The 12708-nt window shown below is 38.8% G+C and carries 15 protein-coding genes; 12 read left to right on the top strand and 3 right to left on the bottom strand.

Annotation, left to right across the window (positions count from 1 at the left end):
* The 5 genes from AC6F75_RS04430 to AC6F75_RS04410 form a co-directional block, all read left to right on the top strand.
* Positions 1 to 350 (top strand): hypothetical protein (locus tag AC6F75_RS04430; RefSeq protein WP_500713739.1); only part of this gene is annotated, 350 nt, incomplete at its 5' end.
* Positions 351 to 443: 93 nt separating this feature from the next.
* On the top strand, positions 444 to 881 hold the full coding sequence (locus AC6F75_RS04425) for a hypothetical protein (protein ID WP_500713738.1): 438 nt from the start codon (positions 444 to 446) through the stop codon (positions 879 to 881).
* Positions 882 to 910: 29 nt separating this feature from the next.
* The gene (locus AC6F75_RS04420) at positions 911 to 1375 is read left to right on the top strand and encodes a GNAT family N-acetyltransferase (RefSeq protein WP_500713737.1); all 465 of its coding nucleotides are present in this window, start codon (positions 911 to 913) and stop codon (positions 1373 to 1375) included.
* 254 nt (positions 1376 to 1629) lie between these two features.
* Positions 1630 to 2037, top strand: coding sequence for a hypothetical protein (locus tag AC6F75_RS04415; RefSeq protein WP_500713736.1), 408 nt, complete (start codon positions 1630 to 1632; stop codon positions 2035 to 2037).
* A gap of 83 nt (positions 2038 to 2120) precedes the next feature.
* Positions 2121 to 2450: a hypothetical protein gene (locus AC6F75_RS04410; RefSeq protein WP_500713735.1), complete on the top strand. Its 330-nt coding sequence runs from the start codon at positions 2121 to 2123 to the stop codon at positions 2448 to 2450.
* Positions 2451 to 2483: 33 nt separating this feature from the next.
* Here AC6F75_RS04410 and lpdA read toward each other — a convergent pair whose 3' ends face one another.
* Positions 2484 to 3890, bottom strand: coding sequence for a dihydrolipoyl dehydrogenase (gene lpdA / locus AC6F75_RS04405; protein ID WP_500713734.1), 1407 nt, complete (start codon positions 3888 to 3890; stop codon positions 2484 to 2486).
* Positions 3891 to 4098: 208 nt separating this feature from the next.
* Entirely contained in the window at positions 4099 to 4557 is a 459-nt protein-coding gene (locus AC6F75_RS04400; RefSeq protein ID WP_500713733.1) for an Lrp/AsnC ligand binding domain-containing protein, read from the bottom strand.
* Positions 4558 to 4718: 161 nt separating this feature from the next.
* Here AC6F75_RS04400 and AC6F75_RS04395 point away from each other — a divergent pair, with 161 nt between their 5' ends.
* The 5 genes from AC6F75_RS04395 (at position 4719) to AC6F75_RS04375 (ending at position 9486) form a co-directional block, all read left to right on the top strand.
* Complete coding sequence (locus tag AC6F75_RS04395) at positions 4719 to 5936, top strand: aminotransferase class I/II-fold pyridoxal phosphate-dependent enzyme (RefSeq protein WP_500713740.1); 1218 nt, start codon at positions 4719 to 4721, stop codon at positions 5934 to 5936.
* 131 nt (positions 5937 to 6067) lie between these two features.
* A complete protein-coding gene (locus AC6F75_RS04390; RefSeq protein WP_500713732.1) occupies positions 6068 to 7822 on the top strand; it encodes a Na+/H+ antiporter NhaC family protein in 1755 nt (584 codons plus the stop codon).
* Between the two features lie 7 nt (positions 7823 to 7829).
* On the top strand, positions 7830 to 8330 hold the full coding sequence (gene tpx / locus AC6F75_RS04385) for a thiol peroxidase (protein WP_500713731.1): 501 nt from the start codon (positions 7830 to 7832) through the stop codon (positions 8328 to 8330).
* Positions 8327 to 8701 carry a diacylglycerol kinase gene (locus AC6F75_RS04380; RefSeq protein WP_500713730.1) on the top strand — a complete coding sequence of 125 codons (375 nt, stop codon included), beginning with the start codon at positions 8327 to 8329 and terminating at the stop codon, positions 8699 to 8701. The genes tpx and AC6F75_RS04380 overlap by 4 nt, the downstream gene beginning before the upstream one ends.
* A 140-nt stretch (positions 8702 to 8841) precedes the next feature.
* Positions 8842 to 9486 carry a putative polyvalent protein kinase domain-containing protein gene (locus AC6F75_RS04375; protein WP_500713729.1) on the top strand — a complete coding sequence of 215 codons (645 nt, stop codon included), beginning with the start codon at positions 8842 to 8844 and terminating at the stop codon, positions 9484 to 9486.
* Between the two features lie 3 nt (positions 9487 to 9489).
* Here AC6F75_RS04375 and AC6F75_RS04370 read toward each other — a convergent pair whose 3' ends face one another.
* Positions 9490 to 11637 carry a carboxypeptidase-like regulatory domain-containing protein gene (locus AC6F75_RS04370; protein ID WP_500713728.1) on the bottom strand — a complete coding sequence of 716 codons (2148 nt, stop codon included), beginning with the start codon at positions 11635 to 11637 and terminating at the stop codon, positions 9490 to 9492.
* 167 nt (positions 11638 to 11804) lie between these two features.
* On the opposite strand from AC6F75_RS04370, the gene AC6F75_RS04365 reads away from it, so the two are divergent.
* Together AC6F75_RS04365 and AC6F75_RS04360 are read left to right on the top strand one after the other, a co-directional pair.
* Entirely contained in the window at positions 11805 to 12398 is a 594-nt protein-coding gene (locus AC6F75_RS04365; protein ID WP_500713727.1) for a DUF1801 domain-containing protein, read from the top strand.
* 71 nt (positions 12399 to 12469) lie between these two features.
* The coding region (locus AC6F75_RS04360) for a sigma-70 family RNA polymerase sigma factor (RefSeq protein WP_500713726.1) at positions 12470 to 12708 on the top strand (239 nt) is incomplete at its 3' end.

Raw genomic sequence — 12708 nt, 5'->3', positions numbered from 1 at the left:
TTAACTTTGACAACAGCAAGCAGGCTGTGGTTCCTTACTTCCCCATCGAGGGGATGATTACCCGAAACATTGCCGAAAATAATGCCATAACAGGTATAGAAATGAGCACCCCCGGCTTGCGCGGGCAAAGTGGCGGACCGTTGTTTGACGAAAAAGGAATTATCTTCGGGATGCAACAAAGCACCAAACACCTCCATTTGGGATTTGACATGGAAGAAAAAATGATTTTGGTTAAAGGCAGGAAAAAGAAAGTCAGCGACTATGCTTTCCTGCATCTTGGGCAATGTATCCGTGTTGATGTGATAAAGGAGTTTCTGAAAGAACATCAGGTGGGCTTTACGGAAATATAAACTTCGGCTGCTTTTTATCTAAATTTCAAGCATCTAGTAGCAATTGTTTCCTTTTTTGATTATATTAGAAGTCAGAACCTAATTTTCTAATTGATGAAAACTTCGACACACTCTTTCAAAGGCTTTTTCCTCTTGACGGTTTTGGCACTTTTACTGTTTTCAACGAGCCTTTTTGCTCAGGAAAAACTTACAGAGGTTCCCGTCGAATTTAAAATAAGTATAGAATCTTCCAAAAAAGCCATTAAACTTATTTGCCTGCAGGGATGCAACTGGAAAGAGTTACATTACCGTACCAGTAGCGACAACATCCTTCAGGCTGTTAACCGGTATGGTATGATAGACCTCACGCAGCGTCATGTCATGCAGGGTGAGTATGCCAGTGATTTTTTATTTACCATCGAAACCTCAGCCAACAGTATCAGGCTTAAGGGTATAGAGGGTACAGCCTGGAAGGAATTGAGTTTTGATTGTATTGAATTGCAATGCATACGGGTAATCAGTGCTTATGGAATTGCTCGTGATGTTCAATAAATTTTCAGAAATTTGTTGAAAACAATCCAATGATTCGAATCGAAAAAACTACCCCGCAACATCCCGTTTTTATTAAACTAATAAAGGCTCTGGACAATGATATCGCCATTCGCGACGGCGATGAAAAAGACTTTCACGCCCAATACAATAAAACAGATAAAATTAAACATGTCATTTTAGCATTTGAAGGTGAAAATGCAGTGGGTTGTGGTGCGCTCAGGCATTTTGATGCTACCACCATTGAAATCAAACGTATGTTTGTTCCTGATGAATTTAGAGGAAAGGGTATTGCCACATTAATACTTGATGCATTGGAAGACTGGGCTCGCTCGCTGGGTTATACCCACGCCATTCTTGAAACCGGCGATAAATATCCTGAGGCCATTGCATTGTACACCAAAAACGGTTATGAGCGCATTCCCAATTATGGGCAATATGAACAGGTGTTGAGTAGCAGGTGTTTTAAAAAGGAGTTAGGTGATGGGAGACTATAAAAGTGTTCAGTATTCAGTAGCAGTAATCAGCTTGAGCATGCCTGATGGTGGGACTGAGAATTAACGACTTATGATTTGGGATTTGGTGCTTAAAATTTGGTGCTTGGAATTTTGAGTAGTTTCGGGTTCGGTTTACCTAAAAACAGTGAGCGCAAAGGGGTTGTCTTAAGTCCTGAAAACGTAAGTCAAAATGAACAACAGGTTGTAACATTTTTTTATTACTTTTAGACTGACTAACAACCAAAATCAATTTTATGAATCCTATTGTAGCGAATATCATTGCCGTGATTGGCGGAATAATCGTTGGCAGTGCTGTAAATATGCTCATTGTCTATTACGGGCCATTAGTAATCCCACCACCTGAAGGTGTGGACACGACAACTGCCGAAGGACTGAAAGCCGGTATGCATTTGATGAACCCTGTTCATTATATTGTGCCGTTTGTGGCGCATTTTGCAGGAACTTTTACCGGGGCACTTGTCGCAGCGAGAATTGCTGCAACCCATAAAATGAAATTTGCTATGGGTATCGGTTTTTTCTTCCTGTTGGGTGGAATTGCTGCAAGTTTTATGATACCGGCACCTGTTTGGTTTATAACGGTTGATTTGCTATTGGCTTATATTCCGGCAGCATACCTTGCCGGTAAACTGATAACAAAATAAATCCGGAATTTAGTAAAGACAATTAATTGCTTTTATATTTATATTTAATTTTACCTTTACCTTTATACCTTATATTTTATACTATGAAACTATTCACCTTTTTACCTCTGTTTGCAATCCTCTTGACTGCTTCTGCGTTTTCTCAGAATACTTCACTATTTTCACAGGAATCTTTTGAACAAACAATACAACCGGAACCATTGTTTATTATTAAACTTTCCAACGGTGAAGTTGTTATAAAGCAGCCATTTCTTCAAAACGTTGACATAGATTGGATTGAATCTGTTTTAGTTATTAAAGATTTAGAAAGTGAAGAAATAAAGCATTATGGAAAACGCGCTGAAAATGGTCTTGTTCTTATCTATATTAAAAAGGAGAATGAAGAAGAAGTAAAAAAAATATTGCCTCAGTAAAATAAGAGATCCCCGCTTTCGCGGGGATTGTTTTTAAATATGTAATGCCCTGTCTTCAGTCGCAGCAAGCGCAGCTTCTTTAACTGCCTCGGCATAAGTGGGGTGAGCATGGCTCATTCTAGCAATATCTTCGGCGCTGGCTCTGAATTCCATTGCGGTTACGGCTTCGGCAATCAGGTCTGCTACCCTTGCCCCTACCATATGAACACCCAACACCTCATCGGTATTTTTGTCGGCCAGGATTTTTACAAAACCGTCAGTATCACCACTGGCTCTTGAGCGACCCAAAGCACGCATCGGGAATTGTCCCACTTTGTACTCAACATTGGCTTCCTTGAGTTGTTCTTCGGTTTTACCCACTGATGCCACTTCCGGCCAGGTGTAAACCACCCCGGGAATTAAATTGTAATCAATATGCGGTTTTTGGCCGGCGATGGTTTCTGCTACAAAAACGCCTTCTTCTTCAGCTTTGTGAGCCAACATAGCACCGCGCACCACATCGCCTATGGCGTAAATGTTTTTAACGTTGGTTTGCAGATGGTCGTTAACTTCAATCATTCCTTTTTCGGTGACTTTCACTCCGGCTTTATCGGCCGCAAGCCCATCAGTATAGGGTTTTCTTCCCACTGAAACCAAACAATAATCCCCTTTAAAGGTGACTTCTTTTCCTTTGGGGTCTTTTGCGGTTACAGTCACTTCTTTCGCTTTAAGCGAAACATCGTTCACTTGATGAGAGACGTAGAACTTTACGCCTTGTTTTTTCATAACTTTCGTTAGCTCCTTGCTTTGGGCACTGTCCATAGTCGGGATGATGCGGTCCATATATTCCACTACGGAAACATCTGAACCTAAACGACGGTAAACCTGTCCTAGTTCAAGACCAATCACCCCACCCCCGATTACAATTAAATGCTTGGGTACTTCTTTAAGTGAAAGTGCTTCGGTAGAAGTGATGATGCGTTCTTTGTCAATTTTTATAAACGGAAGCGTTGAAGGTTTTGAGCCCGTAGCTATTATAATGTTTTTGGCCTCAATGGTTTCGGTTTTGCCGTCATTTTTTTTAATGTTCACGTGAGTGGCGTCTTTAAAAGAGCCCAGACCTTCATAAACATCTACTTTATTTTTGTCCATCAAAAACTGAATGCCTTTGGTGGTTTGGTCAACCACGTCCTGTTTGCGTTCAATCATTCGTTTGAAGTTGAGTTTTATGTCGCCGGGAATTTCAATTCCGTGGTCTTTGAAGTGTTTTAATGCATCTTCATAGTGGTGAGAAGAGTCCAGCAATGCTTTTGAAGGAATACAACCCACATTGAGGCAAGTGCCTCCTAAAACAGAATATTTTTCAATTAATGCGGTTTTCAGCCCCAGTTGGGCGCAGCGAATGGCACCGACATAACCACCGGGTCCGGAACCTATAATGGCAACATCATATGTGTTCATGGTAATTTTTTTAAAATGAAGTACAAAAATACAAATCTACAACAGATTCGGGAAGGTTTTAATACGAAATTCTAAGTGTGAATTAGAATGAAAGAATTTGGCGTTAAGGCTTAACGCAATCTCCTCAAAATCTTCTTTATTGAACGATTTGCAATGAGTTCTGAAGATTGTGAAAATGAAAAATCGATTAACCATTATTTTAGGCAATTTAAATGACTACAGTTGTTTCATTTTTCACTTCGCTGATCACAAAGGAACTTTGCGTACTTCCAATGTGTTTTAGTGTAGTAAGTTTAGTGACCATAAACTCCCTGAATTCGGCCATATCTTTCACTAAAATTTTCAGGAGATAATCATACTCACCGCTAATGTGGTAGCATTCCATTACCTCATCAAGAACAATAACTTCTTTTTCAAATTTGGTGACGAATTCTTTGGTGTGCTGTATAAGTTTGATCTGGCAAAAAACAACCAGCGATTTATTTACCTTTTCATTATCTATTACAGCAACATATCGCTTTATTATTCCTGATTTTTCAAGCTTTTTGATACGTTCAAACACTGCAGTTACCGATAAATTAAGGTGAAGCGACAGCTGTTTGTTAGTTTGCTTACTGTTTTCCTGAAGCAGTTTTAACAGTTTTAAGTCCAGTTTGTCAAGTTGCATTAAGTTTATTTTTTTGTAAGAATTGACTTTAAAGCAAATAAAAGAATAATAATCTACTTATCTAAATTTTAACAGTTATATAATCTATATATGACAACTATCATTGATAATGAAACTGCATCTCCTTAGCTTTGATTTTTTATATTTTAAAACCATCAACAATTATGTTTAAACCTGCTAATAAAATTCAGGATCTTCAGTATTTTGGTGAATTTGGAGGCGTGAATCCCTCTATTTCAGATTCGACCACTTATACATTTCTTTCAGCCAAAACCATGTTTGACACTTTTGAAGGAAATGCCGAAGGTTGTTATTTATACTCCAGACACTCATCGCCCAGCAACCTTTTTTTAGGTCAGGCATTGGCAGCGATGGAAGGCACTGAAACGGCTCATGTAACCGCAACCGGAATGGGTGCCATCACTTCGGTGATCATGCAAATGTGTGGTGCCGGAGACCACGTGGTTTCCAGCCGAACAATTTATGGGGGCACTTATGCCTTTTTGAAAAATTTTGCGCCCAAGTTTCAACTTAACACTTCATTTGTAAATATTACCAACCTTGAAATGGTTGAAGCTGCCATTACCCCCCAAACCAAAATGATTTTCTGTGAAACGATGAGCAATCCCCTACTGGAAATTGCTAATCTTCCTGCATTGTCAAAACTTACCAAAAAACACGGTATACAACTGGTGGTTGACAACACTTTTTCACCCATGATGGTCTCTCCGGCAGAGCAGGGAGCTGATGTGGTGATTCACAGCTTGACCAAATTTATCAACGGAAGCAGTGACACTATGGGAGGTGTGATCTGTGGCACTCAAGAATTCATCGACCAATTGCGAAGTGTCAATGACGGTGCCTGTATGCTACTTGGCCCTGCTATGGACAGCCTAAGGGCTGCATCTATTCTAAAAAACCTGAGAACTCTCCACATCCGGATGAAGCAACACAGCCGCAATGCAATGTATTTGGCAAAACGGTTTGAGGATGATGGTATCAAAACCGTTTATCCCGGCTTGGAATCACATCCCGGAAATGATTTGTTTTCTTCAATGATGAACACCGAATACGGTTATGGCGGAATGCTGACCATTGATGCAGGTTCGCTTGATAAAGCCAACGAGTTAATGGAATTGATGCAGAAAGAAAATATTGGTTATTTGGCAGTTAGTTTAGGATTTTACAAGACCTTATTTAGTGCTCCCGGCACTTCAACTTCTTCTGAAATTCCTGAGGAAGAACAAACTGAAATGGGACTCACTGATGGTTTGATTCGATTTTCAATCGGATTGGATAACGATATTGAACGCACTTATGAACACATTAAAAAGTGTATGGAACAGGTGGGAATTATAGAATCCTATGAAGTAATTTAGTATTAAACTTCTCATTTATACAAAGGCAGCTCAAGTAGCTGCCTTTATTTTTCTAAGTTTTTTTTATCAAAAAGACTCCTTGCACATTTCTGATCAAAGTTGTAACATTACACTCCTAAACCAACACTTTGATGAAAAAACAATCCCAAGAATCTGTAGACTCTCAGACATCCAAAAAAAAGGAAATAAGCATACTGGGGGCTTTAATACCGGTCATCGTCCTTATCATCTTATTATTTTACAATGTATTTTTTGTCTATGGCGATGATGCCCTGGCAGGAAGTAACCAGTTTATCCTGATTATGGGCGGGGCTGTTGCGGCTATTGTAGGGTTTTATTACAATATCCCCTATGAGAAGATGATGAATGCCGTGGCCAAGAACGTGAAATCAACCACCGGTGCCATTCTTATTCTTTTAATGGTGGGTGCACTTGCAGGAACCTGGCTCATCAGCGGTGTGATTCCCACAATGATTTACTACGGTCTTCAAATTCTTAACCCAACCATTTTTTTAGCTTCGTGTGTGATTATTTGTTCTATCATTTCAATTTCAACAGGAAGCAGCTGGACCACATCGGCAACAGTGGGTATTGCCCTTATCGGAATTGCTGCTGCGCTGGACATCAACGTGGGTATGGCGGCAGGTGCCATACTTTCAGGGGCTTATTTTGGTGACAAACTTTCGCCTTTGAGCGACACCACCAACCTGGCCCCGGCTATGGCTGGAACCGACTTGTTTACACATATTCGCTATACTTCTCTTACTACAATACCTACCTATATCATTACTATTTTGGTTTTTATAGTCATTGGCTTGTTTATTGAACCCAGTGGTGCCATCGATAAGGAGACTATTTTAATCTCAATTGAACAATCTTTTAATGTGAGTTTGTGGTTGTTTTTAGTGCCGGCAGTAGTGATTTTTCTTATTGTTAGAAAGACTTCACCTCTTGTTGCACTTTTGATAGGAACCCTAATGGCTGCTTTTTTTGCAATAATTTTTCAAAATCAAATAATTTGGACAAATGGACTTAAATACCAGATTTCTGATATACCTGATGAATTTTCAAGTTATGTAGAATGGGATGAAAATTATTCCGACAAAACAACGAAAAAACTTCAAGAACCTGGCACTTATAAAATCATTCCAATAATGGAAAATATAAGTATCTCTAATAATATTGAATTTTCACTTTTAACATCTAATAGAAATCCAAAAATTAATGAAACCAAAACTTCTGAAGTTTTAATTGATGGTGAATCAATTGGTTCTTTTTCAATAAATACTAAATCTTCAACCCCCTTTACTAGTACATATATTACAATTATGGACGCTATTACCACTGATGTGGCTATTGAAACTGATAATGCACAATTAAACGACCTGTTTTCATCAGGAGGAATGGCCGGTATGCTTGGCACGATTTGGCTGATTATTTGTGCGATGGTATTTGGCGGAGTGATGGAAGCCATCGGTGCTTTAAAAGTGATTACACGTGCTTTACTGAAAATGTTTAAATCAGTATTTGGTTTGTTTGCCAGTACGGTTGCCAGCTGTCTGGCGCTCAATGTGACTGCCAGCGACCAGTATCTCGCGATTGTGGTTCCCGGAAAAATGTTTGCCAAAGCCTATAAAGACAAAAACCTGGCCCCTGAAAACCTCAGTCGTACTTTGGAGGCATCAGGTACGGTGACTTCAGTGCTAATACCTTGGAACACCTGTGGTGCTTATCACAGTGGTGTTTTAGGGGTTTCAGTTTCAGAATATATTGGTTATGCCGTTTTTAACTGGCTCAGCCCGATTATGGTGTTGATTTTTGCATTGTTTAATATCAAAATCAAAATGCTTACCGGACAGAAAATCGAATCAGAAATTAAATTTTAAAAACACTATGGCAAGAATAACACTGGACGGAACCCCCACAAACACTAATGGCAACCTGCCCCCGGTTGGTCAATCAGCACCCGATTTCAAACTAACAAAAACTGATTTATCAAGTGTAACCCTAAAAGATTACAGAGGCAGTAGATTGATTTTAAATATTTTTCCGAGTGTTGGTACAGGAGTCTGTTCAGCATCGGTAAGAAGATTTAATAAAGAGGCTTCAAATCTTGAAAACACTAAAGTTATCTGTATTTCCAAAGATTTGCCTTTTGCTTTATCCGGCTTTTGTGCAGCTGAAGGACTAAATAATGTGGTGACTTTATCTGATTTTAAGGACAATGAATTTGGAAAAAACTATGGAGTAAGGATTGAATCCGGGTTGTTTGAAGGGTTACACGCAAGAGCTGTAATTGTAGTTGATGAAAATGGAAAAGTAATATACACCCAATTGGTATCAGAAATCGGCCAAGAACCTAATTATGCTGATGTTTTAAAACATATTCAATGAAGTCAAATTACTTCATAAAAAACCGTTTAAAAGGCTTTGTTTATGCCATCAAGGGTGCCTGTATTCTCATAAAAAAAGAGGAAAGCATACAGGTGCAAACATTTGTCGCCCTGCTGGTTATTGCCGCAGGGTTTTATTTTGATATTACTGCCACAGAGTGGATGTTTCAATTGCTTGCAATTGGGTTGGTATTAAGTATTGAAGGTTTAAACACGGCTGTGGAAGAAATCGCCAACTTTGTCCATCCCGACTATCACAATAAAATAGGGCTCATAAAAGACATCGCTGCCGGAGCGGTGTTTTTTGCCGCAGTTGTTGCTGTAACTATTGCTGTGATTATATACCTGCCTTACATTCTGGCTTATTTTTAACTGCCTTAAAGATTTAAAAAATAAGTTGTTGATTGTCATAATTTTAATCGTCTTTTTTTACTCGATTAACTTTAATACCTTTGTAATGTGGCTAATTGAATTTGGCAAATAGCTAAATATGTTTGAATAATATAGTTAGCATGGTGGATCAAAACCAATTAAAAAATGAATTACAAAATATCCTTTCAGGAAAGAGCAGCGTTAGCTTTGGAAATTCTATCCAACCAATCTCCAGTTACCTTAGTACAGGCACGTCAACAAGCGCAATGGCTAAAACAAGTAAGCTCTACAAACAAAAAGAAACAAAGGAGTTAAAAAAGTATATTACCAAAAACAACCTTTGGATTTTTGATATTGATTTCAATAAATTTATTTCTCAAGGTGCTGAACAGCGCGTTTTTATTTTTGATGATAAACACGTTTTTAAATTAAATGACAGTATTTATTACGTCACCTGGTTAGATTATTTCAATAACCTCTTACTTAATAATTATTTCTTTCCTGATACTGCATACAAGCTATTGGGATTTCATGAACAAGGTCAAGTCCTTTATGCTGTGGTTCAGCAACCCTATGTAAAAACTAGAGATAAAACCAACCTTGACAAGGTTAAAGTTTTCATGGAAAATAATGGATTTATTAATATTCGTAACCACGACTATTACAATCCAATTCTAGGTGTTATTTTGGAGGATTTACACGATGAAAATGTTTTGACTCAAAATGATGTATTGTATTTTATTGATACCGTATTTTTTATAAAACCTGAAATATTTTGGAAATAAAATTTAAAGATTCTCCAACTGATTGCTTTTTTTATCATCACTTATCGTCCAGAAAAACCCGATAAAGAAAAACCGGTCGGCTGTTGGGGTGATGGCTCTTCGGTTAAAAACACCATTTTCGCCAGGCGTTTGAGCATACTCATAACCAAAAACATTTTGATTCCCCAACACATTGGAAACTGAAAAATAAAGTATTTTCTGTTCACTCAATAAATAAGCCCAGTTAAAACCCATACTGTGATAGTCTCTTGTTTTTCCTGACATAAATCCGGGTTGGTTGGGGTTGTCATAAGGTCTTCCTGTGTGAAAGGTGTGTGACAAACCCAGTTGTGAACGCCAATCTTGAATCCATCTCTTTACAACAATAGATGCGGTGTGATTGGCCACAAAATTGGGTGTGGCCTGTTTAGGAAAGTTTCTGTACAAACGTTCGGTATCAATAAAGGAATAAGAGAGCCAGTATTCAGTATTTTTAATGGTTTTGCTATCCCTCCAGAACACATCAAGTCCTGCGGCATGTCCTTTGCCCCCGTTTGAAAACTGTGAATTGAAAACGGGAGTCTCACTATCAAACCGGACCAAATCCTTATAATCTTTGTAATAGCCTTCCACCCTCAAAGTCCTGCGGTTGTGGCTGTATTGATAGTTTAGTATGTAATGAGCAGCTTTTTCAGTAATTAAATCCTTGTTGTATTTTAAAAAATCTGGTTGCGGGGCCTGTGAAAACAGTCCGTAAGCCAAAGCAAATTGTGAATGTTCCCCTGTTTTGTATGCCAATGAAACCCGTGGCGAAAGTCTTATATCATTCAATAGTTCGTTGTAATTCATCCTCACTCCTACCTTGGCAGCAAATTTTTTGGAAAAGAAAATATCTGCTTCGGTATACAGGGCAGCAATGAGAGATTCAAAATTGCTGTTGAACGTGAAATCTTCTTCCGTAAAGCTTTCGTCAAAACGAGTGTAGAAAATATCTGCTCCCCCGCTTACGCGAAAGCGATTTGAAAACCGCCTGCCCACTTTTGATTTGATGTGCAGGGAGTGTTCATCATTTTTCACGTTTGCACTGTCAATATTTATGGAATTTGTGCCATATCCATAACTAATTCCGTTAAAAAACTGCCAGTCATTATTCCAGTAAGATTTGTAAGAAGTGTTGCCATAAAAATTATTATTATTCAAGTCAATTCGTTGAAGTTTTTCAAGGTTGATATTTTCCCGGTTAAAATCAAATTCAGAAGCATCAAAAGCAGCATACCCTTTTAAAATCCCTTTTGAAAAACGTTGTGTATAAACAGCTTCCCCGGACAGTGTTTGAAAAGGCTTGTTCCAATTCAATTGTTGTGGAACAACTGCCTGATAGGGTTCTAAATTGATGTATGCAACATTTAAAGTGAGGTCGTTGTTTTTTCCTTTTAGGGTTTGGCCTAAACCAAGTCCCACTGTCATCAAGGAAATTTCCGTTTGATTTTGAGTAGCTTCGTCTTTGGTGTTCAACAACAACACGCTTGACAGTGCATCACCATATTCAGCACTATATCCGCCGGTTGAGAATGACATTCCGCTAAATAAAAAAGGAGAAAACCGCCCCCGTGTGGGAATGTTTTGCACGCTGGCTCCATAAGGTTGTGCCACGCGAATTCCGTCAATAAACGTTTGAGTTTCACCGGATTCACCACCTCTGACAAACAGCCTTCCACTTTCACCCACGGTTTGCGTTCCAGGAAGGGTTTGCAGTGCAGCAACAATATCACCTGCTGAACCTGCTGTAGTCACAATATCCAAGGGTTTTAGCACCGATACCCGAGCCTTATCCCCTGCTTCAAAATTTCCCGCAGTAATCATAACGGCATCAAGGGCAGCTACATCCTCGCGTAAAACAATTTTTAGGTTGTTCATCTCAGAAACCTCAGCACTTGAAGTAAATGTTTTAAATGACAAAAAGGAAACAATAAGTTTTTGATTTCCCGTTTCAAAAGTCTGAAATGAAAAACTCCCATCTTCCTTGCTGATACTTCCGTCAAAAGTGCCTTCCAGAAACACATTGGCCCCTACAATGTGTTTTCCCTTGTTGTCCTGAACTGTACCTGAAATAGTTGTTTGAGCAGAAATTATTTCAGTAGCCAAAATGAATAATAGACATATATAACGCATTGCTTAGAATTTTCATCAAAATTGCTGCAATGGTTATTGATATAGAAAAGTTACTTACCGAGCCGTTGGTTTTTTGTGATGAATTGTAAACGAAGTGAGCAAATTGATGATTTCGGCTTTTATGCATTTATTACTACTTTTATTCCCCACAATAAAAATTCAATAAAATGAACGACAAAATCACCGCCTATATTGAAAAAAATGCCCACTGGAAAGCCGAACTCACCCTGCTCCGTAAATTGATGATACAAACCGGTATGGAAGAAACCATCAAATGGGGAGCACCTGTGTATGTTGCCTCAAACGGGCAAAATGTCTTGGGATTGGGTGGGTTCAAACACCATTTTTGTATCTGGTTTTTTCAGGGAGCTTTACTTAAAGATCCCCAAAAGAAATTGCTAAATGCCCAAGAAGGTAAAACCAGCGCAATGTTGCAATGGAGGTTTGAGAGCTTAGATGAAATTGATGAAAAACTGGTGTTGGAATACGCCAAAGAAGCCCTTGCAAACGCCAAAGCCCATAAAAAAGCCGCTCCAAAAAAGAAATCTACAGTCGAAATGCCCCTCGAACTGGAAGGGGCCTTTAAAAACAACAAACATCTCAAATCACAATTTGAGACACTCACCCCTTACAAGCAAAAAGAATACAAAGAGCACATTGGCAGTGCCAAGCAGGAAAAAACCCGTATTGCCCGTTTGGAAAAATGCATTCCTATGATTCTTGCCGGCTCAGGATTGAACGACAAATACAAAAATTGCTAAACACATTTTACAGGTTTTTGTAACAAATCTTAATAACAGACTACTAACCTTTCAACTAACTACAACAAACTTTGAGCAAGGAACTGGAGCATAGCTTTGTATCCCAACTGGAAGAAAATCAGAACATCGTGCACAAGATTTGCCGCTTGTACACCAATGATGCTGATTCTCATAATGATTTGTTTCAGGAAATCACCATTCAGCTGTGGAAGGCGTTTCCCAAATTTAGGGGCGACTCCAAGTTCAGTACCTGGATGTACCGTGTGGGCCTGAATACAGCGATTACGCTGTACAGAAAGTCAAAACGCAG

It is taken from the genome of Planktosalinus sp. (assembly GCF_059864935.1).
The sequence above is the reverse complement of the archived record's forward strand: the minus strand, read 5'-3'. Positions and strand labels throughout refer to the sequence as shown.

Excerpts from the sequence above, each read along its gene's own strand:
- AC6F75_RS04425 (WP_500713738.1), top strand. The coding sequence starts at position 444 with ATGAAAACTTCGACACACTCTTTCAAAGGCTTTTTCCTCTTGACGGTT.
- AC6F75_RS04420 (WP_500713737.1), top strand. The coding sequence starts at position 911 with ATGATTCGAATCGAAAAAACTACCCCGCAACATCCCGTTTTTATTAAA.
- AC6F75_RS04415 (WP_500713736.1), top strand. The coding sequence starts at position 1,630 with ATGAATCCTATTGTAGCGAATATCATTGCCGTGATTGGCGGAATAATC.
- AC6F75_RS04410 (WP_500713735.1), top strand. The coding sequence starts at position 2,121 with ATGAAACTATTCACCTTTTTACCTCTGTTTGCAATCCTCTTGACTGCT.
- lpdA (WP_500713734.1), bottom strand. The coding sequence starts at position 3,890 with ATGAACACATATGATGTTGCCATTATAGGTTCCGGACCCGGTGGTTAT.
- AC6F75_RS04400 (WP_500713733.1), bottom strand. The coding sequence starts at position 4,557 with ATGCAACTTGACAAACTGGACTTAAAACTGTTAAAACTGCTTCAGGAA.
- AC6F75_RS04390 (WP_500713732.1), top strand. The coding sequence starts at position 6,068 with ATGAAAAAACAATCCCAAGAATCTGTAGACTCTCAGACATCCAAAAAA.
- tpx (WP_500713731.1), top strand. The coding sequence starts at position 7,830 with ATGGCAAGAATAACACTGGACGGAACCCCCACAAACACTAATGGCAAC.
- AC6F75_RS04380 (WP_500713730.1), top strand. The coding sequence starts at position 8,327 with ATGAAGTCAAATTACTTCATAAAAAACCGTTTAAAAGGCTTTGTTTAT.
- AC6F75_RS04375 (WP_500713729.1), top strand. The coding sequence starts at position 8,842 with ATGGTGGATCAAAACCAATTAAAAAATGAATTACAAAATATCCTTTCA.
- AC6F75_RS04370 (WP_500713728.1), bottom strand. The coding sequence starts at position 11,637 with ATGCGTTATATATGTCTATTATTCATTTTGGCTACTGAAATAATTTCT.
- AC6F75_RS04365 (WP_500713727.1), top strand. The coding sequence starts at position 11,805 with ATGAACGACAAAATCACCGCCTATATTGAAAAAAATGCCCACTGGAAA.